We start from the raw sequence: 24,779 nt of genomic DNA on the forward strand, positions 1-24,779 counted from the left end.
GCGGTGCTCTGCTCCCTCTCCCCGGAGGGGAGAGGAAGCGAATCGTCACGCCTTGCCGTGGAACAGCTCGCGCCCGATCAGCATGCGGCGGATCTCGTTGGTGCCCGCGCCGATCTCGTACAGCTTGGCGTCGCGCAGCAGGCGGCCGGCGGGGTACTCGTTGATGTAGCCGTTGCCGCCCAGCGCCTGGATCGCCTCCAGCGCCACCTTCACCGCGTTGGTGGAGGCGTTGAGCAGGCAGGCCGCCGGGTCCACGCGCGACCTGATGCCGGCGTCGAACTGCTGCGCCACCAGGTAGGCGAAGCCGCGCGAGCTCTGCAGCGCGGTGTACATGTCGGCGATCTTCGCCTGCATCATGCCGAAGGTGCCGATCGGCGCGTTGAACTGCTTGCGCTCGCGCACGTAGGGCAGGGCCAGGTCCAGCGCCGCCTGCATCAGGCCGAGCGGGCCGCCGGTGAGCACCAGTCGCTCGGTGTCCAGGCCGCTCATCAGCACGCGCACGCCCTCGTTGACCTCGCCGACGATGTTCTCCTCGGGAATCTCGCAGTCCTCGAACACCAGCTCGCAGGTGTTGGAGCCGCGCATGCCCAGCTTGTCCAGCTTCTGCGCGGTGGAGAAGCCCTTCATGCCCTTCTCGACGATGAAGGCGGTCATGCAGCGGCTGCCGGCCGGGCGCGGCGCGGTGCGCATGTAGACCAGCAGCACGTCGGCGTCCGGGCCGTTGGTGATCCACATCTTGCTGCCGTTGGCGACCCAGCGGTCGCCCTTCTGCTCGGCGCGGCAGCTCATCGAGCCGACCACGTCGGAGCCGGCGCCCGGCTCGCTCATCGCCAGCGCGCCGACGTACTCGCCCGAGCACAGCCTGGGCACGTACTTCCTGCGCTGCGCCTCGTTGCCGTTGTGGAAGATGTTGTTGACGCACAGGTTGGAGTGCGCGCCGTAGGACAGGCCCACCGAGCCGGACGCGCGCGAGATCTCCTCCATCGCCACCATGTGCGCGAGGTAGCCCATGCCGCTGCCGCCGTACTCCTCCGGCACGGTGATGCCGAGCAGGCCCAGCTCGCCGAACTTGCGCCACAGGTCGTTCGGGAAGGCGTTCTCGCGGTCGATGCGGTCCGCGCGCGGGGCGATCTCCTTCTCGGCGAAGGCGTGCACGCTCTCGCGCAGCAGGTCGATGTCTTCTCCGAGCGGGAACGGGCGCATCTTCGGCTCCATGGGGCGATCCAGCCGGCCAATGGTAGCGCAGCGGTTGCGGCGGGACTGGTGCGGCGCACCAGTGGCGCCGTCGTTCCATCGAGCGGGCGTTCCACGGAGTGGCGGGTTCCGCGTGAGCGCGTGCCCGCGGGCCGGCCGGCCTGCGGGCACGCCGCAAGGCTTACTGCACCTTGGCCAGCTTGGCCTTCAGCTGCACGCCGGACATCAGGAAGCCGACGTGGCACTCGTAGTTGTGCGCGTCGCGGTATTCCTTGCCGTCGTAGTCGCTGACGATGTCGATCACCGCGTTGGCGCCGGCGGCCTTGGCGTCGTCCTGCAGCGCGATCAGCGCCGACTGCAGCACCCAGTCGCAGGTGACCTGGTCCTTCTTGCCGAAGGCGTTGGTCTTGCGGTTCACGGTGGCGTTGTCGTTGACCACGGTGACCTGGCCCGGCGGCACGTTGCCGGCGAAGTAGAACTTCACGCTGCCGTCGAGCTTGCCGCTCCTGGTCGCTTCGGCGACGGCGTTGTCGTAGGACAGGTGCACCACCTTGTCGGCGGCGAGCGCGGCGCCGGGCAGGGCGGCGGCGAGCAGCAGGGCGGCGAGGCCCGGGGTCTTCGCGTTCATGCAGGCGGATCTCCTTAGCGTCGGGTGGAAGGGAAGGGTTCAACACAGCCCGCCGTTCACCGCCAGCACCTGGCGGGTGACGTAGGCGGCGTCGGGCGAGACGAGGAAGGCCACCGCGGCGGCCACTTCCTCCGGCGTGCCGGCGCGCTGCGCGGGGATGGCTTTCAGGATCTCCTCGACCGGCACGTCGGCGTCGAGCATGTCGGTGTCGATCAGGCCGGGGGCCACGCAGTTCACGGTGATCCGGCGCTTGGCCAGCTCCACCGCCAGCGCCTTGGCGGCGCCGATCACGCCGGCCTTGGAGGCGCTGTAGTTGACCTGGCCGCGGTTGCCGATCAGCCCGGACACCGAGGCGATGCACACGATGCGGCCCGGCGCGCGGCGGCGGATCATCGGCATCACCAGCGGGTGCAGCACGTTGTAGAAGCCGTCCAGGTTGGTGCGCAGCACGCGGTCCCAGTCCTCGTCGGAGAGCGCGGGGAAGGCGCCGTCGCGGGTCAGCCCGGCGTTGCACACCACGCCGTAGTAGGCGCCGTGCGCGGCCACGTCGGCCTCCAGCGCGGCGGCGCAGGCGGCGCGGTCGGCCACGTCGAAGCGCAGGATGCGCGCCTCGCGGCCGAGCCCGCGCACGGCCGCGCGCACGGCTTCCGCCTCGTCGACGCGCGAGCGGCAGTGCAGCACCAGGTCGTAGCCTTCGCGCGCCAGCCGGAGCGCGATGGCGCGGCCGATGCCGCGGCTGGAACCGGTGACCAGGATCGTCTCAGGCATGCGGCTGCTCCATGGCGTGGGCGAGGAAGGCGTCGGCGTCGGGCGGGCTGAACACGGTGAGGTTGGCCTCGGCGCTCGCATCCGCCGATTCGATGCGGCAGGCGAACACGCCCATGCCGTTGGCGTCGTGGAAGCTGCGCGCGGCCGTCACGCGCAGCTCGGCGCCGGCGGCGAAGAAGTCGGCGTCGCAGCGGTAGTGGCGCGTGCCGAGCAGGAAGCCGAGCTTCGGCGGCCGGCCCTCGCGGCGTCCCTGCCAGCCGGCCCAGGCCGCCACCGCCTGCGCCATCAGCTCCACGCCGGCCCAGGCGGGCAGGCGGCCATCGGCGTCGACGAAGCTGTCGCCCGCGCGCACGGCGCGGCGGCAGGCGATGCGCTCGGCGTCGGCTTCCAGCACCGCGTCGAGCAGGATCATCCCGCCCGCGTGCGGCAGCAGCTCGGCGATCGGGCACGGGCTCATGCGGCGTCTCCCAGGATCAGGCAGGCGTTGTTGCCGCCGAAGGCGAAGGAGTTGCTCATCAGCCGGCGCGGCCCCGGCGCCAGCGTATCGCCGACGCGGGTGAAGGCGAGCGGCGGCAGCTCGGGATCGGCCGCGCCGTCCCACACGTGCGGCGGCAGCCGGTGCGCGCCGTCGGCGAGGCTGAGCCAGCAGAACGCCGCCTCCAGCGCGCCGGCGGCGGCCAGCGTGTGGCCGGTCAGCGCCTTGGTGGAGGAGCACGGCACGCCGCGCGGGAACACCGCGGCCACCGCGCGGCTCTCCATGCGGTCGTTGAGCTCGGTGGCGGTGCCGTGCAGATTGAGGTAGTCGACCTGCGCGGCGTCGAGGCCGGCCTGCGCCAGCGCGGCCCGCATCGCGGCGATGGCGCCGGCGCCTTCCGGGTCGGGCGAGGACATGTGGTGGGCGTCGGAGCTGGCGCCCGCGCCCAGCAGCCGCACCGGGCCGCGCTCGCGGGTCAGCAGGAACAGCGCCGCCGCCTCGCCGATGTTGATGCCGCGGCGGTGGCGCGAGAACGGCCGGCACGGCGCGTCGTCCATCGCCTCCAGCGCGTGGAAGCCGTTGATCGGCAGCCGCGCCAGCGTGTCCGCGCCGCCGCACAGCACGGCATCGCACAGGTCCAGGTCGAGCAGGCGCTGCGCGCTGGCCAGCGCGCGCGCGCCGGAGGTGCAGGCGGTGGAGAGGCCGTAGCACGGGCCATCGACGCCCAGCCATTCGGCGAGGAATTCGGCCGGCGCGCCCAGCTCCTGGTGCGCGTAGCGCCAGTCCGCCGGCCACGCCCCTTCGCGGCGCCGGTGCGCGACGCCGTGCGTGGCCTCCTCGATGCCGCCGGTGCTGGTGCCGACCACCACGCCGACGCGCGCGCGGCCGTAGCGCGCCACGGCGGCGCGCAGCTCCGGCTCGATCTCCCGCGCGGCGGCGAGCAGCAGGCGGTTGCAGCGGTTGTCGCGCGTCGCCGCCAGCGCGGCGGGGATGGCCGGCAGCGGCGCGCGCACCGCGCCCAGCGGCGGCGCGCGGCCCGGAATCCAGCCGGGCTCCGGGCGCAGGCCGCCGGCGTCGCCGGCGAACAGCGCCTCGGCCACCGCCGCCTTGCCCAGGCCCAGCGTGCAGACCACGCCGAGCGCGTTGAGCCAGCCGCCGCTCACGCCGCCTCCGGCTTGCGCGCCGCCACGTTCACCAGGGTCTCCTCGCGCCGGCCCGGCGGCGGCGGCTTGCGGATGCCCCAGCGTTCGAGCAGGCCGAAGTCGCTGGCGCGGCTCCACCACAGGTAGGGCAGCGAGACGTTGGCGTCGCCGAAGGCGAAGCCCTGCGCGCGCAGCATGGCGAGGTATTCGTCCGCGCTCTTCTGCACGTGCATCGGGTGGCGGAAGAACCAGCGGATCACCCAGGTGTCGATGTACGCCCTGGTCGACTCGGCGAACAGCAGCCAGCCGCCGGGCCTGAGCACGCGCCAGAACTCGGCCAGCGCGCGCTCCTGCTCGACCAGGTGGTGGAAGGTCTGGTGGCAGAACACGATGTCGACGCCGGCGTCGGGCAGCTCGATGCGCGCGCAGTCGCCGGCGACCAGCTCCGCCGCGATGCCCTCGCGCCCGGCTTCGGCGCGCGCCAGCGCCAGGCTGTGCGGGTCGGCGTCCAGCCCGACCAGCCGCTGCGGCCGGAACGCCTCGCGCAGCAGGCGGAACGACTTGCCCTGGCCGCAGCCGGCGTCGAGCAGCGTGCCGCCCTGCGGCAGCGGCTCGCCGATCAGGCGCTTCAGGTCCTCGATCGCCACGCGCAGCACGTGGTGCTGCCAGGTGTGGGTGGCGAGGAAGCGGAAGCCGATGCGGGTTTCCTCGACGTAGGTGGGGCTGGCGTAGTTCATGTGCCTTTCGTGGGAAGTGCGGTTATGGACGGCCGCGCGCCGGCCTTCGCGCTCATGGATGGGTACCCGGGATACGCCGCTCCACGGCATCGACGAAGACCTGCGGCGAGACCAGCTGCATCGCGCCGTCGGCCAGGCGCACCGCCACCTGCACGGTGCTGGCGCGGGTCAGCCGCTCGCCGCTGGCGGCGTCGCTGAGCAGGTAGTGGATCTTCAGCCGGTTCCGCCATTCCACCAGCTCGGCGCGCACGCGCAGGCGCTGGCCGAAGCGCGCGGCGCGCGCGTAGCGCAGCTGCAGGTCGATCACCGGCCAGGCATAGCCGGCGGCCTTCATCTGCGCGTAGCCGTGGCCGATCGCGTCGAGCAGGGCGCAGCGGGCGATTTCCAGGTACTTCACGTAGTGGCCGTGCCAGACCACGTCCATCGGGTCGACGTCGAAGAACGGCACGGCCAGCTCGACCTCAGCGTGCAGGATGCCGCGCGCGCGCATCGTCGCCTCCTTCGCCGGGCGGTTGCCAGTAGGGGTAGAAATTGAACCATTGCAGCGGCGCCAGCAGGCACAGCTGGCCGAGGCGGTCGGCGTAGCGCTGCGCCCACTGCGCGATGGCCGCCTCGCGCCCGCCGCGCTCCCACGCCGGCGCGTCGAGGAAGGGCTCCAGCCGCACCTGGTAGCGGCCGCCGGTCTTCAGGCAGCACAGCAGGTTCACCGGGCAGCGCAGCAGCCCGGCGAGCAGCCACGGCCCCTGCGGGAATGGCGCCGGGTGGCCGAGGAAGTCCACCGTCACGCGGCGGCCGTCCTGCAGCGGCACGCGGTCGCCGGCGATCGCCAGCCACTCGCCGCGGTCCAGCCGCTGGGCGAGGTCGAGCATCAGCGCCGCGTCCATCTCGCTCACCTGCAGCAGGCGCAGGCGGCGGTCGCCGGCCTCGGCCTGCAGGCGGTTGAAGTGCCGGATGTGCTTGGTGTGCACCAGCACGTTCAGCGGCACCCGCTCGCCCAGCTCGGCCAGCGCGCGGCACACCTCGAGGTTGCCCAGGTGGGTGCCCACCAGCAGCTGGCCGCGGCCGCCGCGCACGCTCTCGCGCAGGCGCGCGCGCACGCCGGCCGGGTCGTGCACCTGCACCTGCTCCGGCGCGAGCCGGCCGCGCCACACGTCCAGGCGGTCGAGCAGGCTCTCGGCGAAGGCCATGAACTGGCCGAACACGCGGCGCGTGGTGGGGCGCAGCTCGTCGCGGCCGCTCCACGCGGCGAGGCGCTCCTGGTACTGGCGCACGTTGCGCCGCGCGCTGCGGCCGAACACGAAGAAGTACAGCACGATCAGGTAGAGCACCGGCGTCAGCGGCCGCCGGCCCAGCCGGCGCACTGCCAGCGCGGTGAGCTTCATCAGCACGAAGCTGCCGCGCTCGCGCTGCGCGGCCCAGTGCCGGGCGGGCGCGCCGTCAGCCACGGGCGGCTTCCACGAGCAGGCGGCCGGACGAGCAGTGCTCGCCGTCCAGCCGGTAGGCGAAGTGCAGCTTGCCGCGCGCGGCGTCGTGGCGCAGCGCCAGCTCCACCTCGTCGCCGGGGCGCAGCAGGCGCTGGAACTTCAGCGCCTCCATCTCGCGGCAGCGCGGCGCGATGCCCAGCCGCGGCGCGGCCAGCGCCAGTGCCCAGCCCACCTGCAGCACGCCGGGCAGCACCGGCGCGCGCGGGAAGTGGCCGTCGAAATGCACCAGGTCGAGCGGCAGCCGCAGCGTCAGCGTCCACGCGCCGTCCTGTTCCTGCTCGTCCAGCAGCTCCGCCGCCGCGGGGCGCGGCGCACGCAGCAGCGCCTCGACCGCCTGCGGCGACAGGTCCGCCGGCACGCGGTCGCGCAGCCGCCACGCGCGCGGCACCGGCGCGCCCTGCGCGGCGAGGTGGGCGGCCAGCTCGTCGAGCAGCGCCTGCCGGCCCTGCCGGCGCAGCGCGGCGCCGCCGGCCTGGCCCAGCACCAGCAGCACGCCGTCGCCGGCGGCGTTGGCGCGCGCCAGCGCGATCCACGGATGGTCGGCGAGCGGCGCGGCGGGATCGTTCATGCGTACCTCCGGCGCAGCCGCTGGCGCAGCAGCCACTCGCCGACGAACAGCGGGCCCATGATGAAGTACACGATCAGCCCGTTGTACAGCGTCCACCACTTCAGCGGCGCCCACAGCGTGAGCGCCGCCGACACCAGCCCGTTGAAGGCGAAGAAGCCCACCCACACCCAGGTCACCTGGCGCGTGTAGCGCACGCCTTCCGGCGGCAGGTCCGGCTCGCGCAGGCGCGCGACGCGCTCCACGAAGGGCGGCCCGTAGACCAGGCTGAGGCCGAACGCGGCCAGCAGCAGCGCGCTGATCAGGGTGGGGTACCAGCGCAGCAGCATCGCCTCGCCGCTGAGCGCCAGCAGCGCGCAGTAGGCCAGCGCCGCGCCCAGCATCCAGCGCCCGCCCGGCTCGCGCAGCAGCGCGGGCGCGCGCACCAGCCAGATCGCGCCCAGCACCAGCGCGAACACCGGCGGCGACACCTTCTCCATGCCGAAGTACACGACGAAGGGGTACAGCACGCCGGCCAGCGGCAGCAGGATGTGGCTCAGTTTGCGCATGCGTCGCGCTGGGCCTCCACGAAGGCGGCCAGGCTGGCCACGCTGGCGAAGTGGCTGCGCGCGTCCTTGGCGTCGGACTCGATGCGGATGCCGTACTGCTTCTGCAGCGCCAGCGCCAGCTCCAGCGCGTCCACCGAGTCCAGCCCCAGCCCCTCGCCGAACAGCGGCTGCCCGGGCGGGATGTCGGCGGCGGCGAGGTCCTCCAGGTTCAGCGTGTCGATCACCAGCTGGGCGATCTCGCGCTCCAGCGCGGTCGGTTCGCGTGCGGTCATGGCGTGGCGAGCTCCCTCAGGAAGAGTTGGTGCAGGTGGTCGTTGAGGCGGCGCGAGGCGATCGGCGGCGGCGCGTCGTCGCCGAAGCGGGCGGGGTCGATGTCCTCGCCCACGCGCAGGGTCACCTGCACGCGGCGGTCGGGGATGCGGTACCACGGCTCGGCCTTGGTCAGCGTGGTCGGCGCGACGGTGACGAACACCGGCGTCACCACGCGCGCGCCGCGCAGCGCGATCGCCGCCGCGCCGCGGTGGAACACCGGCGCGCGGCCGGGCGCGGTGCGCGTGCCCTCGGGGAACACCACCAGGCACTGGCCCTCGCGCAGCACCGCGGCGGCGCGCTCGAGCATGTCCAGGCTGCCGTCGTTGCCGATGTACCGCGCCGCGCGCACCGGGCCGCGCGTGCAGGGGTTGCGGAACAGGCCCTGCTTCACCACGCAGTTGGCGTCGCGGATCCGCCCGATCAGGAACACCACGTCGATCAGCGAGGGATGGTTGGCCACCACCAGCTGCCCCGGCCGGCCCAGCCGCTCGGCGCCCTCGATGCGGAAGTCCAGCACGCGGCTGCGCTGCATGAACCACACGTGCAGGCGGAACGCGCGGCTGATCGCGGCGCGCGCGCGGCGGCGGCGCGCGAGGGCGTCGCCGGGCAGGCAGGCGAGCAGCGGCAGCACCAGCGCGCGCAGCAGCAGCCCGCCCAGGCCGAACAGCGCGAAGCTCAGGCCGGTGGCGACCAGCCGCCAGGCCCAGGCGTCGCCGCGGCGGCGGCTCAGCCCGGGCGCTGCCAGTTCCATTGGCGTGTCTTGCATGCGTGCTCCAGCGTGTCTTGTCCGGTGAGCAGGGCGCGCAGGAAATCCAGCGCGTGCGGCCAGGGCGCGGGCGCGGCGGCGCCCGCGGCCGGCGCCAGGCGCAGCCGCCAGCGCGCGTCGGCGGACGTGTCCATGGACGGTTCGACCCTCCCCAGTCGCAGCGCCACAGCATAGGAGAAGGGCACGTCGCCGATCCATCCGTCGTAGGCGGGGGGCGGCAGCTCCTCGGCCACCGCCACCAGCGCGGCCGGCGCGCCGGCCGCCAGCTGCATCGCGCCTTCCAGCACCGCGTGCTCGAAGGTGTCGGCCTCGCCGGCCAGCGCCACCGACTCGCCGCGCTGGCCGCGCAGGATCGACCACTGCCCGGCGATCGCGTTGTGCACCGACAGGCCGAACTGGGTGGGCGACAGCGGCTGCTGGTCGGCCAGCTCGCCGAGCAGGGCGAAGGTGCGCGGCGTCTCGCCGTGGCGCGAGCCGAACACGAAGGGCAGCTGCTCGCCCTCGCCGCACAGCGGCCAGGCCGCCTCCATCGTCATCCGCGCCAGCCGGCTCAGCCGGCGGCGCTGCATCGCCGGCAGGAACTCGCAGGCGGGCTGCTCCTTGCCGTCGTCGGGCAGCGCGCGCGGCGCCTGCGCCCAGGCGCGCCAGGCCGCCTCGCCGGCGAGGCCGGGCGCCCAGGCGTGCCATCCCTCGATGCGCAGCAGGGTCATGCCGCTTCCTCCACGCGGCGGAACAGCAGCGCCGCGCAGCTGCCGCCGAAGCCGAAGCTGGTGGAGAGGAAGGCGTCGATGCGCTGCGCGCGGTTGGCTTCCAGCAGCGGCGCGCCGGCGAAGTCGGCGTCGCGCTCGCGCACCGGCGCGCCGGCGGCGAGGAAGCCGTGCCGCAGCATCAGCAGCCCGGCGATCGCGTCCAGCGCGCCGGCGGCGCCGGGCGCGTGGCCGACCAGGCCCTTGATCGAGGACAGCGGCGGCACCGCCGCGCCGCGCTCGGCGAACACCCGGGCTATCGCCTGCCACTCGGCGAGGTCGCCCTGCGGCGTGCCGCAGGCGTGCGTGTTGACGTAGCCGGGCTGCGTGCCGGCGCGATCCAGCGCCTGGCGCAGCGCACGCGCGACGCCCTCGGCGCCGGGGCCGACCATGCTGGCCGCGTCGGTGGCGGCGCCGTAGCCGGCCAGCTCCGCCAGCGGCGCGGCGCCGCGCGCGAGCGCGTGTTCCAGCGATTCCAGCACCAGCACGCCCGCGCCCGCGGCCAGCGCGAAGCCGTCGCGCGCGCGGTCGTAGGGGCGCGAGGCGAGCGCGGGATCGGGCTGCGGCGACAGCGCGCCCATCGCGTCGAACCACATCGCGGTGCTGTCGTGCAGCTCCTCGGCGCCGCCGGCGACGACCACCCGCTGGCGGCCGAGCTGGATCAGCTCCATCGCCTGGCCGATCGCGTGCGCGGCGCTGGTGCAGGCCGAGCTCACCGTGTAGCTGGCGCCGCCGACGCCGAAGGCGTGCGCGAGCCCGGCGGACAGGCCGCTGCTCATGCCGCGCGGCACGATGAAGGGCGACAGCCGCTCGGGGCCTTTCTCGCGGTGGCTCGCCAGCGCGGCCTCGTGCTCGCTCAGCGCGGCGCCGCCGCCGAGCACCAGGCCGCAGTCGTCCGCGCGCAGGCGCTCCGCGGGCAGGCCGGCCTGCGCCAGCGCCTCGTTCGCCGCGTGCCACGCGAAGGTCGCGGGCGCGGCGAAGAAGCGGCGCAGCTTGCGCGGCAGCTCGGGCAGGCCGTCCATGTCCACCGGGCCGCCGATGCGGGCGCGCAGGCCGAGCCGGGCGAAGCCGTCCATCGCGCGCAGGCCGCCGCGCCGCGTGCGCAGCGCGTCGAGCAGCGCGGCGTTGCCGGTGCCGAGGCAGGAGACCGTGCCGGTGCCGGTGACCACCACGCGCGGCAGGCCGTTGGCGTCGCGCAGGCGCATCAGGCCGGCGCTCCGCAAGGCCGCTCGCGCGCGGGCGTGATGATGTGGGAGGGCCGTCCCGGCCCGATGGGAGTGCCGGTTGTCGCGGCCGGAGGCCGCTCCCACGGAGGCCGCTTCCACATTTGCATCGAGGCTGCCGCCGGCGCGAGGTGCCGGGGGATCATGCGCAGGTCCTGAAGATCAGCGAGGTGTTGATGCCGCCGAAGGCGAAGTTGTTGCTCATCACGCAGTCGGCGGCGATGGCGCGCTCGCCGCCCACGATGTAGTCCAGCTCGGCGCAGGCCGGGTCCACCGCGTCGAGGTTGAGCGTGGGCGCGTAGCGGCCCTCGCGCATCATCTCGATCGCCCACCACGCCTCGATCGCGCCGCAGGCGCCCAGCGTGTGGCCGACGTAGCTCTTCATCGAGCTGACCGGCACGCGCGCGCCCAGCACCGCGCGGGTGGCGTGGCTCTCGGCCACGTCGCCGCGGTCGGTGGCGGTGCCGTGCGCGCTGACGTAGCCGATCGCCTCGGGCGGCAGCCCGGCGTCGTCCAGCGCCAGCCGCATCGCCACCGCCATCGTCTCGGCGGTGGGCTGGGTGACGTGCGCGCCGTCGGAGTTGCAGCCGAAGCCGGCCACCTCGGCGTAGATGCGCGCGCCGCGCGCCCGGGCGTGCCCGTATTCCTCCAGCACCAGCGTGGCGGCGCCTTCGCCCACCACCAGGCCGTCGCGCGCGCGGTCGAACGGGCGCGGCGTGAGCATGGGCTCGTCGTTGCGCGTGCTGGTGGCGAACAGGGTGTCGAACACCGCCGCGCCGGGGCCGGACAGTTCCTCCGCGCCGCCGCACAGCATCAGCGCCTGCTTGCCCTGCTGGATCGCCTCGTAGCCGTAGCCGATCGCCTGGCTGCCCGAGGTGCAGGCGCTGGAGGTGGGGACGATGCGGCCCTTCAGGCCGAAGAACACGCCGACGTTCACCGCCGTGGTGTGCGCCATCATCTGGATGTAGCTGGTGGCGGTGACGCCCTGCATGGAGCCGGTGTCGAGCATGCGGCCCATCACCCGCACCGGCTCGATGCTGCCGCCGGAGGAGCCGTAGGCCACGCCCATGCGGCCGTCGCGGATCGACGCATCGTCGAGCAGGCCGGCGTCGCGCAGCGCGTTCTCGCTGGCGGCCACGGCGAGCTGCGCCACGCGGCCCATCGAGCGGGTCTTCTGGCGCGGCCAGGCCGGCGGCGCGAAGTCGTCCACCGGGCAGCCGAGGCGGCTGTTGAGCGCCTCGAAGTAGTCCCACTCGGGCATGCGGCGCACCGCGTTGCGGCCCTCGCGCAGGCGCGCGGCGATGGCGGGCCAGTCGTGGCCGAGCGCGGTGATGCCGGCCATGCCGGTGACGACGACGCGCTTCATGCGTGCGGCTTCCTTGTCGGGTGGCTTGTGGTGGCATGCAGCGGGCCTGCGGGGTTCCCCACGCATTGCCTTTCGCCCGTCATCCCGGCGAAAGCCGGAATCCAGTCAGGTAAACCGTGCGAAGCACGCAAAACCTGTTTCGAGCGCTGCGCACGACGTATTGCGCTGGATGACTCGCTGCGCTCGCCCCTGCGGGGCCGCCCTGCGGGCGTTCTTCGCGCCGCGCGCCCGTCCGGCTTTCGCCGGAATGACACCGTGGAAGTGCGAAAGGAGAGGGCGACGTTCATGGCGCGGTGTCCGCCGGCACCGGCCGGCTCGCCGGCACCAGCAGCGCGGTGCCGCCGATGCCCAGCAGCAGGGTGAGGCCGAAGCCGCGCAGCGCCGGCATCGAGCTCAGCGCCAGCAGGCCGAAGGAGAGCAGCGCGGTGACCGCCGACAGCAGCACGCTGGCGTACATCGCGCCGGGGCGGTGCGCCGCGTGCGGCTCGCCCTCGTGCAGGAACACCGCGTAGTTGGCGCCCACGCCCAGCACCAGCATCAGCGCCATCCAGTGGAACAGGGTGAGCGGCTGGCCGAGGTAGCCCAGCGCGGCCAGCGCCAGGCCGATGCCCAGCACCGGCGGCGCCAGCACGCGCGGCATGCGCCGCCAGCCGTAGCGCCAGCCGAACACCGGCGCGATCAGCAGCACCGCCGCCAGCAGCCACACGCTGGCGTAGCCGCGGTAGCGGCCGAACAGCGCCGAGACGCTGGCCGGCTTGTCCACCAGCGACACGCCGGCCAGCCCGTCGGCGGCGGCGGCGAGCACGCGCACGTCGTCCTGGCCCTGCGGCAGCACCAGCGAGGCGCAGCCGTGCGCGCCGCAGCCCATCCACAGGTAGCGGAACGGCGTGGCGGCCGGCGTCGCCAGCCAGTCCTCGAACTTCAGCGGCGCGCCGGGCCAGGCGGCGGCGTAGGCGGCCGCGGCATCGGCGCGCAGGCCGGCATCGGTCAGCATCTTGCGCAGGCGCGCGGGATCGGCGAACAGCGGCGCCAGCAGGGCGCGGTCGGCGCGCTGGCGCGCCTGCGAGGGCGCCATGCGGGCCAGGCCGAGCCAGTCGTGCAGGCGGCCGTCGCGCACCAGCGCCTGCAGCCGCTGCGCCAGCGCTTCCTCGCGCTGCAGCACCTGCTCGGCGCTGGCGCCCTGCACCAGGTAGAACTGGCTGCCGTTGCCCAGGCCGGTGGCGTCGCGGATCGCGCGCTCCTGCGCCAGCAGCGCCGGCGGCTGCGCGATCAGCAGGTGCACGTCGTCGTCGTGGCGCAGCAGCCACCAGCCGGGCGCGGCCAGCAGCACCAGCGCGAGCAGCAGCGCGAGGCCGCGCCGCCCTTCACCCAGCCGCGCCACCGCGCGCTGCAGCGCCAGCGCCAGGCGCACCAGCGAGGGCGCCACCGGCCTGGCCGGCCGCGCCAGCAGCGCGGGCAGCAGGCCGAACACGCTCAGGCAGGCGGCCAGCATGCCGGCCATGGCGAACACCGCCATCTGCCTGAGCGCGGGGAACGGCACCAGGCCGAGCAGGGCGTAGCCCAGCAGCGAGGTGGCCAGCGCCAGCAGCAGCGCGGGGCGCACCTGGCGCAGGCCGGCCAGGGGCTCCCAGCGCGCGCCGGCGTTGGCGCGCGCGGCGAGGTACTGGATCGAGTAGTCCACCGCCTCGCCCAGCAGCGCGGCGCCGAACACCAGGGTGAGCAGGTGGATCTGGCCGAACACGAGCAGGGTCGCGGTGGTCGCCGCCGCCACGCCCACCGCGGTGGAGAGGAAGGCCAGCAGCAGCGGCCCCGGCGAGCGGAAGGCCCACAGCAGCAGCAGCGCGATGCCGCCGGTGGAGATCCAGCCGACCAGGTGCACGTCGCGCTCGGCGCCGGCGCGCGCGGCGGCGGCGTAGAACACCGCGCCGGTGCGCAGCAGGGTGGTGCCGGGGTCGTCGTGTTGCATCGCCTGCTCGGCGCGCGCCAGCGCGGCCAGCGCGCGGCGCTGCACGGCGTCGTCGTAGGCCGAGCCGGCCAGCTCGGCGGTGACCAGCACCAGGGTGCGCTCGCCGCCGGCCGGATCGGTCTGGTGGGCGACCAGCAGGTCGTCCTCCGGCAGCAGCGGCGAGCGGCTCCACGGCTGCTGCTCCAGCCAGTGCTGCAGCCAGCCGAAGGGATCGTCCGCGAGCGGCACGCCGACGCCGGCGACGAACGGCTCGTTGAGGTGCCGCGCCAGCGCCTGCGCCGGGTCGTAGCCGGGTTGCGCCAGCGCGGCGCGGTCGTCGTCGCCGAGCAGCCAGAAGCGGTGCGCGAGGTAGGGCGCCACGAACTGCGCGAGGTCGAACGCCGGCAGCTCGGCCAGCACCGAGGCGAACGCCTTGTCGCCGGCCAGCGCCTTGCCCAGCGCGCGCGCGGCCGCCTTGGCGCGCGCGTCGTCGGCGTTCTCCACCAGCAGCACCATGCGGTCGCCGTTGGCGTGCGCCAGCCGCTGCACGGCCTGCTCGGCCAGCGGGTGGCGCTCGGTGGCCGGCAGCATCGCCAGCAGGTCGGTCTGCAGCGGCGAGCCGCCGCGCCCGAACAGCAGCCAGGCGCCGAGCAGCGCGACCAGCACGGTCGCCGCCGCGAACCACGCCGCGCGCAGGTGGAGGCCGCGCCGGCTCATGAGCCGCCGAGCGCCCGCGCTTCCAGCGCGCTCAGCCCGCCGGCCTCGCGGGTACCGCTGAAGCGGATGTCGGTGGCGGCGCCGTCCTGCATCTCGATGCGGATGCCGTCGAGGTAGTCGCCGCCGTCCAGCACGATGGCGCCGAGCACGCGCGCCATGCGCGCCTGCCTCGGCACGAAGCGCAGCGACCACCGCGCCGGGCTGCCGCTGGCGGCGACCTCGAACTGGCGCAGCACCTCGTCCGGCCTGCCGGCCAGCATGGATTGCAGCATCTGCGAGACCTGGCCCACGCCGCGCTCGCCGCGCACCGGCTGCGCGCGGCCCTGCGCGTCCAGGCGCGCGGTGCGCTCGCCGGTCAGCGCCAGGGTTTCCCGGTACGGCGATTCCACCTGCCACAGCATGCCGCGGCCGAGCACGAACAGCAGCCGGCCGCGGCTCACCTGCGGCTGCGCCAGCGCCGGGCTGCTGCGCGTCTGCACGAACTCGGCGCGCACCTGCGGATGGCGCGCCAGGCCGTCCAGCACGGTCCTGAGCAAGGCGTCGTCGGTGCCGGCACGGGCGACGGCGGCGAGGCAGCAGCAGAGCAGGAAGGCGGTCAGGCGGCGCATGCGGGTTCTCCACGGAGGCGGCGCCACAACAGCCGCGGCGCCCGGGGCAGCATGCCAAGCAACAGCCGCGCGTGCATCGCCGAGATGCGCAGGTTGTCGCGCCACATGCGGAAGTGGGACAGCCCGCCTTCAGGATAGGTCACCCGCGTGGGCAGGTTGCGCACCGGCGCGCCGCGCCACACCAGCCGCACCGCGATCTCGGTGTCGAAGTCCATCCGCGCCGGCAGCGGCGCGCGGGCGATCTCGGCGCAGGCGGCCTCCAGCGGGTACAGCCGGTAGCCGCACATCGAGTCGCCCACGGCGAAGGAGAGCGTCTCCAGCCACACGAAGAAGTGCGTGACGTAGCGCCCGTACAGCCGCGCGCGCGGCACGCTGGCGTCGTACACCGGCCGGCCGCAGACCAGCGCGCGCGGCTCGGCGCGCGCGGCGGCGAGGAAGCGCGGCGCGTCGGCGACGTCGTGCTGGCCGTCGGCGTCGATCTGCAGGGCGTGGGTATGGCCGGCCTCGCGCGCGGCGAGCAGGCCCGCGGTGAGCGCGCGGCCCTTGCCCTGGTTGCGCGGCAGGCGGATCAGCCGCATGCCCTCGACCTCGCGCGCCAGCGCGTCGAGCACGTCGCGGGTGGCCGCGTCGCTGCCGTCGTCCACCACCAGCACCGGCAGGCCGTGCGCGCGCAGCGCGCGCACGGTGGCGGCGATGGTGTCCTTGTGGTTGTAGATCGGGACCAGCGCGCAGGGCGCGAACGGGCCGGCCGTTCCTTGGGCGGGCATCGCGGCGCGGGCGTCAGCGGTCGAGCAGCGCGTGCACGGTGGCGACCACGTCGCCCACCGTGCGCACGTTCTTGAAGTCCTCGGGCTTGATGCGCATGCCGGTCATGTCCTGCACCTGGATCGCCAGGTCCACCGCGTCGATGCTGTCCAGCTCCAGGTCGGTGAACAGGTGGGCGGACGGGACCACGCGCGCGGGGTCGATCTCGAAGGTGTCGCGCAGCACCTCGCGGAGCCTGTCCAGGACGTCCTCGTCGCTGATCCCCGGTGCCATGATCGTGCTCATACGTTCAGCCTGTGCCTGCTCTGTCGGTTCCCTGCGCAGGGCGCCGCGCACCGGGCCATCGCGCGGCCGGCGCCGTGGCGCGCCCGCGCGGGAGTTCCGGATGGACGGCGCCGGTCCGCGACCGGTGCCTGGTGACCCTGCCCGCCGTGCGGGCTTCCCCTGGTTTGCGGCTTTGCCTTCTACGGCAAGGCCTTACGCCCCGCTCGAAAGCGCGCGAGTCTAGCAGAAACGGCGGGCGCGGGGTGGGTGTGCCGTGGCGCTGCGTGCCCGAATCCTTCTCCCCGTCGGGGAGAAGGTGCCGGCAGGCGGATGAGGGGCGGGCGGAGCCGGACGTGTCGGGCGCTTCCGCAAGCCCCGGCCCCTCTCACCCCAGCCCTCTCCCTCCCCGGAGGGGGACGCGAGGGGGCCGCAAACGAGACGCCTCCCTCCGCGGGAGGCGTTTTCGTTTGCGGCGGCCCGGAGGCCGCGGAGCGGGACTTACTGCCCGCGCATGCGCCCGGCGAAGCGGGTGCCGCCGTTGCCCATGTGCGGCAGCTTGATCTTGCCGATCGCCTCGATGCGCTCCTCCGCCAGGCGGTCGGCCGCCTTGTAGGTGGGCACGTCCTGGGTCTTGCTGATCTCGAAGATGCGCCCCAGGTTGTAGTAGATCGTGCGCATCATGCGCATCGCGCGCTCGCGGTTGTAGCCGTCGATCTCCAGCGACACGTTCATCACGCCGCCGGCGTTCACCGCGTAGTCGGGCGCGTACAGCACGCCGCGGCGCTGCAGCTCGTCGCCGATCGCGTCGGTGGCCAGCTGGTTGTTGGCCGCGCCGCAGATGATCTTGGCCTTGATGCGGTCGATGGTCTGCTCGTTGAGCGTGCCGCCCAGCGCGCACGGCGAGTACACGTCGGCGTCCACGTCGTAGATCTCGTCCAGGCCCACCGCCTCGCAGCCCAGCTCGTCCACGCAGCGCTGCACGGAGTCCTTGTTGATGTCGGTGACGAACACCTTGGCGCCCTGCTCGCGCAGCAGCTTGATGAACTCGCTGCCGACGTGGCCGGCGCCCTGCACGGCGTAGCTGTACTTGCCCACGTCCTCGTTGCCGTGCTTGAAGTTCAGCGCGGCCATCAGGCCCTGCAGCGTGCCGTAGGCGGTGAACGGCGAGGGATCGCCCGAGCCGCCGTGCACCTGGTGCACGCCGGTCACGTACTCGGTCTCGCGGAACACGTACTCCATGTCGTTGACGTCGATGCCCACGTCCTCGGCCGTGATGTAGCGGCCGTTGAGCGAGTTGACGAAGCGGCCGAACGCGCGGAACAGCGCCTCGGACTTGTCCTTGGAGGGATCGCCAATGATCACCGCCTTGCCGCCGCCCAGGTTCAGGCCGGCCACGGCGTTCTTGTAGGTCATGCCGCGGGACAGGCGCAGCACGTCGTTCAGCGCGTCCTGCTCGCTCTTGTACGGCCACATGCGCAGGCCGCCCAGCGCGGGGCCCAGCACCGTGTTGTGGATCGCGATGATGGCCTTCAGGCCGGCGTCCTGGTTGTGGCAGAAGACGACCTCTTCGTGACCCGTCTTGCCGATGGTTTCAAAGATCATTGGAACGATGACTCCAGGTATGGCGGCGCCGCGGGGAGGCGGCGCCCTGGGGATGGGGGGCGCCGGTCCAGCGCGGCTCCCGCCCGGGCGATGCCGAAAAAAGCGCACGCCCCAGCAGGGCTGGGGCGGCGCAATTCAGTCGGCAAGTTTAGCCGGTCGGTCGCGCGGGCGCTTCTGCGGCGCAGCAAGGCGGGCGGGAGGCAGCCGGCTTCGCGGGCGGGAAATCGCGGCCGGAGGCCGCTCCCGCGGCTCAGCGCACCCAGTGGCCGGGCACGAAGTGCCAGTACGGGCCGCGGTGCACCCATGCGGCCGGGACGTAGCGGTGGCCCGGACGCGCGCGCACCCAGTAGCCGTCCACCCAGATGTGGCGATGGCCTTCCCAGCGCCAGTAGCCGGGCACCCACACGTAGCCGGCGCGCGGCGGCGGCACCCGCACGTGGCGCGGCGGCGGGGGCGCCACGCGGACGTCGACCACGACCGGGCGCGCCTCCGCCTGCGGCGCGTAGCTGGCGGCGCCCAGCGCGAGGCCCAGGCCGGCGAGCAGGGCGAGGGAACGGGTCATGGCGTTCATCGTCGATCTCTCCTGTGGAGCCGAACGGGTCGGCGTGCAGGACGGGGAACGCGAGGCCGCCGCCGCTGTTGACGATGCCGGCCGATGCCGTTCAGGCGTCAGCCGGCCCGGTGCGCGCGGGCCCTACAGCCGGCAGCTCGGCGCGTGTCCGCCGGCGCGCGCGGCCTGGTAGGTCGGCATCAGCCGCTGTGCCTGCGCGCCCAGCGTCTGCGCGCGGTTGGACGGCGCCGGGTGGGTGGAGAGGAACACCGGCGGCTTGCTGCCGCCCTGCGCGGCCATCTTGTTCCACAGCGTGGCCGCGGCGCGCGGGTCGAAGCCCGCCTGCGCCATGTAGCGCAGGCCCAGCGTGTCGGCCTCGCTCTCCTGCGCGCGCGAGAACGGCAGCAGGATGCCCACCTCCGCGCCCAGGCCCAGCGCCGCGGCGGCGTAGCCGGCGTTGGTGCCGCGCGTGCCGGCGTACACCGAGCCAGCCAGTACCGCGGCCTGCGCGGCGTAGTTGTCCGAGACGCGCTCGGCGCCGTGGCGCGCCACCACGTGCGACAGCTCGTGGCCCAGCACCACGGCGAGCTGGTCCTGGTCGGTGGCCACCTTGAACATGCCGCGGTTCACGCCGATGCGCCCGCCGGGCAGGGCGAAGGCGTTGGCGCTGTCGTCGCCGACGATCTGCACCTCCCACTGCTGGGTGTTCCACGGCGCGGGCAGCACCGCGACCAGCGCGTTCGCCACGCAGGTGGCGTAGGCACGCTCGCGCGGCGCATCGACGAACTTGCCCTGCTTGCGCAGGTCGTTGAACGCGGTCAGCCCCATCTGGTTCATCTGGCTGTCCGACACCATCATCAGCTGGTGCCGCCCGGTGGGCGAGGTGGCGCAGCCGGCGAGCAGCGGGACGGCCAGCGCGGCGGCCAGGGTGCGGGTACGCATGCGGCATCCTCCTTGGTTGCGCGGGGTCAAAGCATAGTCGCTGGCCTGCCGGCTTGAAATAAAACGAACGGTCGTGCTATTCATGGCGCCATGAATGCGACCGCCAGCGCCGGCAAGGGCGCCGCCACCCGCGAGCTGATCCTCGACCACGCCTTCGCGCTGGCCCGCGCCGAGGGGCTGGAGGGGCTGTCGATCGGTGCGCTCGCCGCCGCCGTGGGCATGTCCAAGAGCGGCGTGTTCGCCCATTTCGGCTCGCGCGAGGAGCTGCAGCTGGCCGTGCTCGACGCCGGCGCGCGCCGCTTCGTGGACCGCGTGCTGAAGCCGGCGCTGCGCACGCCGCGCGGGCTGCCGCGCCTGCGCGCCATCGTGGCCCGCTGGTTCGAGTGGAGCCGCGAATACCAGAGCGGCTGCGTGCTGCTCTCCGCCGCCAGCGAGTACGACGGCCGCGACGGCGCGCTGCGCGAGGGCGTGGTGCGCCAGCAGGCCGGCTGGCGCGACGAGTTGCGCAAGGCGGTGCTCCAGGCCGTCGAGGAAGGCCACCTGCGCGCGGATCTCGACGCCGACCAGTTCGCCTTCGAGATCTACGCCCTGATGCTGGGCCTGCACCACGACGCCGGGCTGTTCGGCTTCGACGACGCGAGCCGGCGCGCCGCGGCGGCGTTCGAGCGCCTGTGGCAGGGCTGGCGGCCCTGAGGCTGGCGGCCCTGAGGATCGCGCCGTGTCCGCCGTCGCCGCCCGCCCGCCGCTCGCCGCCCGCCTGAAGCTCGCCGTCGTGCGCGCCGGCTTCGCCCTCGGCGGCCGGCTGGCGCCGCGGCGCACCGTGGCGCGCGCCGCGCGCCTGTTCGCCACGCCGCTTGCGAGCAGCCGCACCCGCGCGCAGGCGGCGCCGCCGGACGCGGCGATGAAGCGCGGCACGCTGGAGGTCGACGGCCGCGCCATCGCCACCTACCTCTGGGGCGATCCCGCCGCGCAGCCGTATGCGCTGCTCGTGCACGGCTGGTCCAGCTTCGGCCTGCGCTTCCTGCCGTGGGTGCCGCGGTTGCGGGCGCTGGGCTACGCGGTGGTCGCCTTCGACCAGCCCGGCCACGGCCACAGCGGGGGCCGGCTGTGCACGCTGCCCGACTTCGTCGCCACCGTGCGCGCGGTGGGGCGTCGCTACGGGCACGCCGCGCTGGCGGTGGCGCACTCGCTGGGCGGCGCCGCGGTGACGCTGGCGCAGGACGAGGACTGGCACGCCGCGCGGCTGGTGCTGGTCGCGCCCGCCGCGGACATGCGCGCCGCCACGCGCCGCTTCTTCCGCCTCGTGCGCCTGGGCGGGCACCTGCGCGAGCCCTTCTTCGCCTGCCTGCAGCAGCGCACCGGCGTGCACGTGGACGAGCTGCGGCTGGAGCCGAAGCTGCGCACGCTGGGCCAGCCCGCGCTGATCGTGCACGACCTGGACGACGCCGACGTGCCGTGGGCCGAGGGCGAGCGCTACGCGCAGCACTGGCCCGGCGCGCGCCTGCTCACCACGCAGGGCCTGGGCCACCGCCGCGTGCTCGACGCGCCGGAGGTGATCGATGCCGCGCTCGCCTTCGCGCGCGGCGGGACGGTGGGAGAGCGCGTCGTCGGCAGCCTGGAGCTCGCGGCCGCGCTGTAGCCGGTGCCGCCGCGATGCGGGAGCGGCCTCTGGCCGCGATGGCCTGCCGCCGCGATGCGCGCGCGTACGGCCGCGTTTGCGCCACCGCAACATGAGTCCAACACCGGCATCGCCTAAAATCGGCGGCCTACCGCCATTCAAGCCGGAGCTTCCATGAGCACCCCCGCCAAACAGATCTCGGCCCGCGCCGCCGCCGAGTCCGCGCCGCTGCGCTTCGTCACCGCGGCCAGCCTGTTCGACGGCCACGACGCGGCGATCAACATCATGCGCCGGATCATCCAGGCCCAGGGCGCGGAAGTGATCCACCTCGGCCACAACCGCTCGGTGGAGGACGTGGTGCGCGCCGCGCTGCAGGAGGACGCCGACGCCATCGCGCTCAGCTCCTACCAGGGCGGCCACGTCGAGTACTTCAAGTACATGGTGGACATGCTCAAGGAGAAGGGCGCGCCGCACATCCGCGTGTTCGGCGGCGGCGGCGGCACCATCACGCCGGAGGAGATCCGCGAGCTGCAGGCCTACGGCGTGGAGCGCATCTACCACCCCAACGACGGCATGAAGATGGGGCTGGTGGAGATGATCGAGGACGTGATGGCGCGCACCCGCGCCGCGGCGCAGAAGCGCGCGGAGGGCGAGGGCGCCTCCGCCCGTCCGGCCCAGGTGGACATCGACGACGAGATCGCCGTGGGCCACATGCTCACCGCCATCGAGGAAGGCCGGCTGGGCGAGGCGGAGCTGGCGCGCCTGCGCAAGGAGTGGAACCTCGCCGGCAAGCAGACGCCCGTGCTCGGCCTCACCGGCACCGGCGGCGCGGGCAAGTCCTCGGTGGTGGACGAGCTGCTGCTGCGCTTCCTGCACGCCTTCCCCGGGATGCGCGTCGCCGTGCTCGCGGTCGATCCCACCCGCCGCCGCAGCGGCGGCGCGCTGCTCGGCGACCGCATCCGCATGAACGCGCTGCGCAGCCACCGCGTCTACATGCGCTCCATGGCCACGCGCCGCCAGCACGCCGCCACCAGCGCGGTGCTGCACGACTGCATCGGCTTCCTCAAGGCGCAGGGCTACGACCTGGTGATCGTCGAGACCGCCGGCATCGGCCAGAGCGACTCGGAGATCGTCGACCTGGTCGACTTCGCCGCCTACGTGATGACCAGCGACTACGGCGCCGCCAGCCAGCTGGAGAAGATCGACATGCTCGACTTCGCCGAGCTGGTGGTGCTCAACAAGTTCGACAAGCGCGGCGCCGAGGACGCGCTGCGCGACGTGCGCAAGCAGTGGAAGCGCAACCGCAACGCCTTCGCCATGAAGGACGAGGACGTGCCGGTCTATCCCACCATCGCCAGCCAGTTCAACGACCCGGGCGTGACCTGGATGTTCGTGAATCTGTGCCGGCTGATGCGGGAGAAGCTGGGAACGGGGAACGGGGAACGGGGGCTGGGCAGCGCGCGCTGCGACTTCGATCCCAAGGTGGACGTGGCGATCAAGGAGCCGCGCGCCACGGTGCTGATTCCCGGCAGCCGGGTGCGCTACCTGGCCGAGATCGCCGAGCAGGGCAGGGCCATCAACAGCTCCATCGCCCGCCAGGCCGAAGCCGCCAGCAAGGCCCAGCACTACTACGAATCGCTCAGGGAACTCGGCGACGAGGCGCTCCCGCGCCCGCTGGACCTCTACGCCGGCGACGCTTTGCATCCCTCTCCCTCCGGGAGAGGGACCGAGGGCGAGGGTACGGCTCTTGCGTCGCCTTCCACGCAAGCGTCGAACCCTCACTCCCAACCCCTCTCCCAAGGGGAACGGGGAGCGGCCGACCGCACGCTCGTCCTCCTCCGCCAGCGCTACGACGAAGCGGTCAAGGAGCTCTCGGCCGAATCCATCCGCCTTCTCCGCGGCTGGCCCAAACTCCGCGACTCCGTCACCAAGGACGTCAACGAATACCAGGTCCGCGGCAAGACCATCCGCGTCGACAACTACCGCGAATCCCTCAGCCACCAGAAGATCCCCAAGGTCGCCCCGCCCAAGACCGAGAGCTGGGGCGACCAGCTTCTCTTCCTCGGCAAGGAGAACCTCCCCGGCCACTACCCCTACACCGGCGGCGTGTACCCGTACCGCCGCACCGGCGAGGACCCCACCCGCATGTTCGCCGGCGAGGGCACGCCCGAGCGCACCAACCGCCGCTTCCACTACCTGAGCCAGGGCGGCGCGGCCGCGCGCCTGTCCACCGCCTTCGACTCGGTGACCCTGTACGGCGAGGACCCGGCGCCGCGCCCGGACATCTACGGCAAGATCGGCAACAGCGGCGTCTCCATCGCCACGCTGGACGACATGAAGAAGCTGTACTCCGGCTTCGACCTGTCCGCGCCCACCACCTCGGTCTCCATGACCATCAACGGCCCCGCGCCGATCATCCTGGCGATGTTCATGAACACCGCCATCGACCAGAACGTGGAGAAATACCTGCGCGCCGATGCCGCCCGCTGGGCCGAGGCGGAGAAGAAGATCGCCGCCCTGTACGAAGGCCGGCAGCGGCCGCGCTACTCCGGCGACCTGCCCAGGGGCAACGACGGCTTAGGATTGGGCCTGCTCGGCGTCACCGGCGACCAGCTGGTGGACGCGGAGACCTACGCGCGCCTCAAGGAGGACACCCTGCAGACCGTGCGCGGCACCGTGCAGGCCGACATCCTGAAGGAGGACCAGGCGCAGAACACCTGCATCTTCAGCACCGAGTTCGCGCTGCGCATGATGGGTGACATCCAGCAGTACTTCGTCGACCACAAGGTGCGCAACTTCTACTCGGTGTCGATCTCCGGCTACCACATCGCCGAGGCCGGCGCGAACCCGATCAGCCAGCTCGCCTTCACCCTGAGCAACGGCTTCACCATCGTCGAGTACTACCTCGCGCGCGGCATGCACATCGACGACTTCGCGCCCAACCTGAGCTTCTTCTTCTCCAACGGCATGGACCCGGAGTACACCGTGATCGGCCGCGTGGCGCGCCGCATCTGGGCCCGCGCCATGCGCGAGCGCTACGGCGCCAGCCCGCGCAGCCAGATGCTGAAGTACCACATCCAGACCAGCGGCCGCTCCCTGCACGCGCAGGAAATCCAGTTCAACGACATCCGCACCACGCTGCAGGCGCTGTACGCCCTGTTCGACAACTGCAACAGCCTGCACACCAACGCCTACGACGAGGCCATCACCACGCCCACCGAGGAAAGCGTGCGCCGCGCCGTGGCGATCCAGATGATCATCAACAAGGAGCTGGGGCTGAACTTCAACGAGAACCCCTGGCAGGGCAGCTTCATCGTCGACGAGCTCACCGACCTGGTGGAGGAAGCCGTGTACAAGGAGTTCGACGCCATCAGCGAGCGCGGCGGCGTGCTGGGCGCGATGGACACCATGTACCAGCGCGGCAAGATCCAGGAAGAGTCGATGTACTACGAGCAGAAGAAGCACGACGGCTCGCTGCCGCTGATCGGCGTCAACACCTTCCTGCCGAAGGAGCATGGTGGGGAGGTGGCGACCGAGATCGAGCTCATTCGCTCGACGGAGGAGGAGAAGGCCCAGCAGATTGCCAATGTACGGGCGTTCGGGGAGGCGCGGAACGCGCTGGCGCCGGAAAGCCTCAAGCGCTTGCAGGACACCGCACGGGAGCGGAAGAACGTGTTCGAGCAGCTGGTGGAGGCGGTGAAGTACAACTCGCTGGGGCAGATCAGCCACGCGCTGTATGACGTGGGCGGGGAGTACCGCCGCAACATGTAGCGCCATGCCAACCTCTCCCCGGCTGCGCCGGGGGAGAGGTTGG

At 73.3% G+C, this 24,779-nt stretch carries 25 protein-coding genes; 3 read left to right on the top strand and 22 right to left on the bottom strand.

Annotated features, from left to right (window positions below; translation table 11 throughout):
* Nucleotides 1-45 precede the first annotated feature (45 nt).
* The 22 genes from C7456_RS09615 to C7456_RS09720 form a co-directional block, all read right to left on the bottom strand.
* Nucleotides 46-1,203, bottom strand: a complete 1,158-nt coding sequence (locus tag C7456_RS09615; protein ID WP_109723612.1) for an isovaleryl-CoA dehydrogenase — start codon at nt 1,201-1,203, stop codon at nt 46-48.
* Nucleotides 1,204-1,375: 172 nt separating this feature from the next.
* A complete protein-coding gene (locus tag C7456_RS09620; protein ID WP_109723529.1) occupies nt 1,376-1,822 on the bottom strand; it encodes an excinuclease in 447 nt (148 codons plus the stop codon).
* A gap of 39 nt (nt 1,823-1,861) precedes the next feature.
* Entirely contained in the window at nt 1,862-2,590 is a 729-nt protein-coding gene (gene fabG / locus C7456_RS09625) for a 3-oxoacyl-ACP reductase FabG (RefSeq protein WP_109723530.1), read from the bottom strand.
* Complete coding sequence (locus C7456_RS09630) at nt 2,583-3,047, bottom strand: hotdog family protein (RefSeq protein ID WP_109723531.1); 465 nt, start codon at nt 3,045-3,047, stop codon at nt 2,583-2,585. Before C7456_RS09630 ends, fabG begins: the two co-directional genes overlap by 8 nt.
* Nucleotides 3,044-4,228, bottom strand: coding sequence for a beta-ketoacyl-ACP synthase (locus tag C7456_RS09635; protein ID WP_109723532.1), 1,185 nt, complete (start codon nt 4,226-4,228; stop codon nt 3,044-3,046). The genes C7456_RS09630 and C7456_RS09635 overlap by 4 nt, the downstream gene beginning before the upstream one ends.
* A complete protein-coding gene (locus tag C7456_RS09640) occupies nt 4,225-4,944 on the bottom strand; it encodes a class I SAM-dependent methyltransferase (protein WP_109723533.1) in 720 nt (239 codons plus the stop codon). Before C7456_RS09640 ends, C7456_RS09635 begins: the two co-directional genes overlap by 4 nt.
* Before the next feature lie 52 nt (nt 4,945-4,996).
* A complete protein-coding gene (locus tag C7456_RS09645) occupies nt 4,997-5,434 on the bottom strand; it encodes an acyl-CoA thioesterase (RefSeq protein WP_109723534.1) in 438 nt (145 codons plus the stop codon).
* Nucleotides 5,406-6,389 carry a lysophospholipid acyltransferase family protein gene (locus C7456_RS09650; protein ID WP_245889815.1) on the bottom strand — a complete coding sequence of 328 codons (984 nt, stop codon included), beginning with the start codon at nt 6,387-6,389 and terminating at the stop codon, nt 5,406-5,408. Before C7456_RS09650 ends, C7456_RS09645 begins: the two co-directional genes overlap by 29 nt.
* On the bottom strand, nt 6,382-6,996 hold the full coding sequence (locus C7456_RS17520) for an ApeI family dehydratase (RefSeq protein ID WP_245889816.1): 615 nt from the start codon (nt 6,994-6,996) through the stop codon (nt 6,382-6,384). Before C7456_RS17520 ends, C7456_RS09650 begins: the two co-directional genes overlap by 8 nt.
* Entirely contained in the window at nt 6,993-7,541 is a 549-nt protein-coding gene (locus C7456_RS09660) for a COG4648 family protein (protein WP_109723535.1), read from the bottom strand. Before C7456_RS09660 ends, C7456_RS17520 begins: the two co-directional genes overlap by 4 nt.
* Entirely contained in the window at nt 7,529-7,813 is a 285-nt protein-coding gene (locus tag C7456_RS09665) for a phosphopantetheine-binding protein (protein WP_109723536.1), read from the bottom strand. Before C7456_RS09665 ends, C7456_RS09660 begins: the two co-directional genes overlap by 13 nt.
* Complete coding sequence (locus C7456_RS09670) at nt 7,810-8,619, bottom strand: lysophospholipid acyltransferase family protein (protein WP_245889817.1); 810 nt, start codon at nt 8,617-8,619, stop codon at nt 7,810-7,812. Before C7456_RS09670 ends, C7456_RS09665 begins: the two co-directional genes overlap by 4 nt.
* Complete coding sequence (locus tag C7456_RS09675) at nt 8,580-9,329, bottom strand: beta-ketoacyl synthase chain length factor (RefSeq protein WP_109723538.1); 750 nt, start codon at nt 9,327-9,329, stop codon at nt 8,580-8,582. The genes C7456_RS09670 and C7456_RS09675 overlap by 40 nt, the downstream gene beginning before the upstream one ends.
* Entirely contained in the window at nt 9,326-10,570 is a 1,245-nt protein-coding gene (locus C7456_RS09680) for a beta-ketoacyl-[acyl-carrier-protein] synthase family protein (protein WP_109723539.1), read from the bottom strand. Before C7456_RS09680 ends, C7456_RS09675 begins: the two co-directional genes overlap by 4 nt.
* Nucleotides 10,571-10,730: 160 nt before the next feature.
* On the bottom strand, nt 10,731-11,954 hold the full coding sequence (locus C7456_RS09685) for a beta-ketoacyl-ACP synthase (protein ID WP_109723540.1): 1,224 nt from the start codon (nt 11,952-11,954) through the stop codon (nt 10,731-10,733).
* 283 nt (nt 11,955-12,237) lie between these two features.
* Nucleotides 12,238-14,616, bottom strand: coding sequence for an MMPL family transporter (locus C7456_RS09690; protein ID WP_109723541.1), 2,379 nt, complete (start codon nt 14,614-14,616; stop codon nt 12,238-12,240).
* Nucleotides 14,613-15,224 (bottom strand): LolA family protein, encoded by a 612-nt coding sequence (locus C7456_RS09695; protein ID WP_109723542.1) that lies wholly within the window; start codon nt 15,222-15,224, stop codon nt 14,613-14,615. The genes C7456_RS09690 and C7456_RS09695 overlap by 4 nt, the downstream gene beginning before the upstream one ends.
* The gene (locus C7456_RS09700; protein WP_109723543.1) at nt 15,212-15,991 is read right to left on the bottom strand and encodes a glycosyltransferase family 2 protein; all 780 of its coding nucleotides are present in this window, start codon (nt 15,989-15,991) and stop codon (nt 15,212-15,214) included. The genes C7456_RS09695 and C7456_RS09700 overlap by 13 nt, the downstream gene beginning before the upstream one ends.
* A gap of 13 nt (nt 15,992-16,004) precedes the next feature.
* Complete coding sequence (locus tag C7456_RS09705; protein ID WP_245889818.1) at nt 16,005-16,262, bottom strand: acyl carrier protein; 258 nt, start codon at nt 16,260-16,262, stop codon at nt 16,005-16,007.
* 489 nt (nt 16,263-16,751) lie between these two features.
* Nucleotides 16,752-17,855 (bottom strand): Glu/Leu/Phe/Val dehydrogenase dimerization domain-containing protein, encoded by a 1,104-nt coding sequence (locus C7456_RS09710; RefSeq protein ID WP_109723544.1) that lies wholly within the window; start codon nt 17,853-17,855, stop codon nt 16,752-16,754.
* 250 nt (nt 17,856-18,105) lie between these two features.
* Nucleotides 18,106-18,417 (bottom strand): hypothetical protein, encoded by a 312-nt coding sequence (locus tag C7456_RS09715; RefSeq protein ID WP_245889819.1) that lies wholly within the window; start codon nt 18,415-18,417, stop codon nt 18,106-18,108.
* A gap of 132 nt (nt 18,418-18,549) precedes the next feature.
* Complete coding sequence (locus C7456_RS09720) at nt 18,550-19,347, bottom strand: M48 family metallopeptidase (protein WP_109723546.1); 798 nt, start codon at nt 19,345-19,347, stop codon at nt 18,550-18,552.
* 90 nt (nt 19,348-19,437) lie between these two features.
* Between C7456_RS09720 and C7456_RS09725 the strand changes: the two genes are divergently transcribed.
* From C7456_RS09725 to C7456_RS09735, 3 genes are all read left to right on the top strand, one after another.
* Nucleotides 19,438-20,040: a TetR/AcrR family transcriptional regulator gene (locus C7456_RS09725; protein ID WP_109723547.1), complete on the top strand. Its 603-nt coding sequence runs from the start codon at nt 19,438-19,440 to the stop codon at nt 20,038-20,040.
* A gap of 25 nt (nt 20,041-20,065) precedes the next feature.
* Nucleotides 20,066-20,986, top strand: a complete 921-nt coding sequence (locus C7456_RS09730) for an alpha/beta hydrolase (protein ID WP_245889820.1) — start codon at nt 20,066-20,068, stop codon at nt 20,984-20,986.
* Nucleotides 20,987-21,139: 153 nt separating this feature from the next.
* Nucleotides 21,140-24,736: a methylmalonyl-CoA mutase family protein gene (locus tag C7456_RS09735; RefSeq protein ID WP_109723548.1), complete on the top strand. Its 3,597-nt coding sequence runs from the start codon at nt 21,140-21,142 to the stop codon at nt 24,734-24,736.
* The last annotated feature ends 43 nt before the right edge of the window (nt 24,737-24,779 follow it).

Source organism: Fulvimonas soli (genome assembly GCF_003148905.1).
Classification (GTDB): domain Bacteria; phylum Pseudomonadota; class Gammaproteobacteria; order Xanthomonadales; family Rhodanobacteraceae; genus Fulvimonas; species Fulvimonas soli.

What these genes read in the sequence shown, in the direction of transcription:
- C7456_RS09615 (WP_109723612.1), bottom strand. Translation starts at nt 1,203, where the DNA reads ATGCGCCCGTTCCCGCTCGGAGAAGACATCGACCTGCTGCGCGAGAGC.
- C7456_RS09620 (WP_109723529.1), bottom strand. Translation starts at nt 1,822, where the DNA reads ATGAACGCGAAGACCCCGGGCCTCGCCGCCCTGCTGCTCGCCGCCGCC.
- fabG (WP_109723530.1), bottom strand. Translation starts at nt 2,590, where the DNA reads ATGCCTGAGACGATCCTGGTCACCGGTTCCAGCCGCGGCATCGGCCGC.
- C7456_RS09630 (WP_109723531.1), bottom strand. Translation starts at nt 3,047, where the DNA reads ATGAGCCCGTGCCCGATCGCCGAGCTGCTGCCGCACGCGGGCGGGATG.
- C7456_RS09640 (WP_109723533.1), bottom strand. Translation starts at nt 4,944, where the DNA reads ATGAACTACGCCAGCCCCACCTACGTCGAGGAAACCCGCATCGGCTTC.
- C7456_RS09645 (WP_109723534.1), bottom strand. Translation starts at nt 5,434, where the DNA reads ATGCGCGCGCGCGGCATCCTGCACGCTGAGGTCGAGCTGGCCGTGCCG.
- C7456_RS17520 (WP_245889816.1), bottom strand. Translation starts at nt 6,996, where the DNA reads ATGAACGATCCCGCCGCGCCGCTCGCCGACCATCCGTGGATCGCGCTG.
- C7456_RS09660 (WP_109723535.1), bottom strand. Translation starts at nt 7,541, where the DNA reads ATGCGCAAACTGAGCCACATCCTGCTGCCGCTGGCCGGCGTGCTGTAC.
- C7456_RS09665 (WP_109723536.1), bottom strand. Translation starts at nt 7,813, where the DNA reads ATGACCGCACGCGAACCGACCGCGCTGGAGCGCGAGATCGCCCAGCTG.
- C7456_RS09670 (WP_245889817.1), bottom strand. Translation starts at nt 8,619, where the DNA reads ATGCAAGACACGCCAATGGAACTGGCAGCGCCCGGGCTGAGCCGCCGC.
- C7456_RS09675 (WP_109723538.1), bottom strand. Translation starts at nt 9,329, where the DNA reads ATGACCCTGCTGCGCATCGAGGGATGGCACGCCTGGGCGCCCGGCCTC.
- C7456_RS09680 (WP_109723539.1), bottom strand. Translation starts at nt 10,570, where the DNA reads ATGCGCCTGCGCGACGCCAACGGCCTGCCGCGCGTGGTGGTCACCGGC.
- C7456_RS09685 (WP_109723540.1), bottom strand. Translation starts at nt 11,954, where the DNA reads ATGAAGCGCGTCGTCGTCACCGGCATGGCCGGCATCACCGCGCTCGGC.
- C7456_RS09690 (WP_109723541.1), bottom strand. Translation starts at nt 14,616, where the DNA reads ATGAGCCGGCGCGGCCTCCACCTGCGCGCGGCGTGGTTCGCGGCGGCG.
- C7456_RS09695 (WP_109723542.1), bottom strand. Translation starts at nt 15,224, where the DNA reads ATGCGCCGCCTGACCGCCTTCCTGCTCTGCTGCTGCCTCGCCGCCGTC.
- C7456_RS09700 (WP_109723543.1), bottom strand. Translation starts at nt 15,991, where the DNA reads ATGCCCGCCCAAGGAACGGCCGGCCCGTTCGCGCCCTGCGCGCTGGTC.
- C7456_RS09705 (WP_245889818.1), bottom strand. Translation starts at nt 16,262, where the DNA reads ATGGCACCGGGGATCAGCGACGAGGACGTCCTGGACAGGCTCCGCGAG.
- C7456_RS09710 (WP_109723544.1), bottom strand. Translation starts at nt 17,855, where the DNA reads ATGATCTTTGAAACCATCGGCAAGACGGGTCACGAAGAGGTCGTCTTC.
- C7456_RS09715 (WP_245889819.1), bottom strand. Translation starts at nt 18,417, where the DNA reads ATGACCCGTTCCCTCGCCCTGCTCGCCGGCCTGGGCCTCGCGCTGGGC.
- C7456_RS09720 (WP_109723546.1), bottom strand. Translation starts at nt 19,347, where the DNA reads ATGCGTACCCGCACCCTGGCCGCCGCGCTGGCCGTCCCGCTGCTCGCC.
- C7456_RS09725 (WP_109723547.1), top strand. Translation starts at nt 19,438, where the DNA reads ATGAATGCGACCGCCAGCGCCGGCAAGGGCGCCGCCACCCGCGAGCTG.
- C7456_RS09735 (WP_109723548.1), top strand. Translation starts at nt 21,140, where the DNA reads ATGAGCACCCCCGCCAAACAGATCTCGGCCCGCGCCGCCGCCGAGTCC.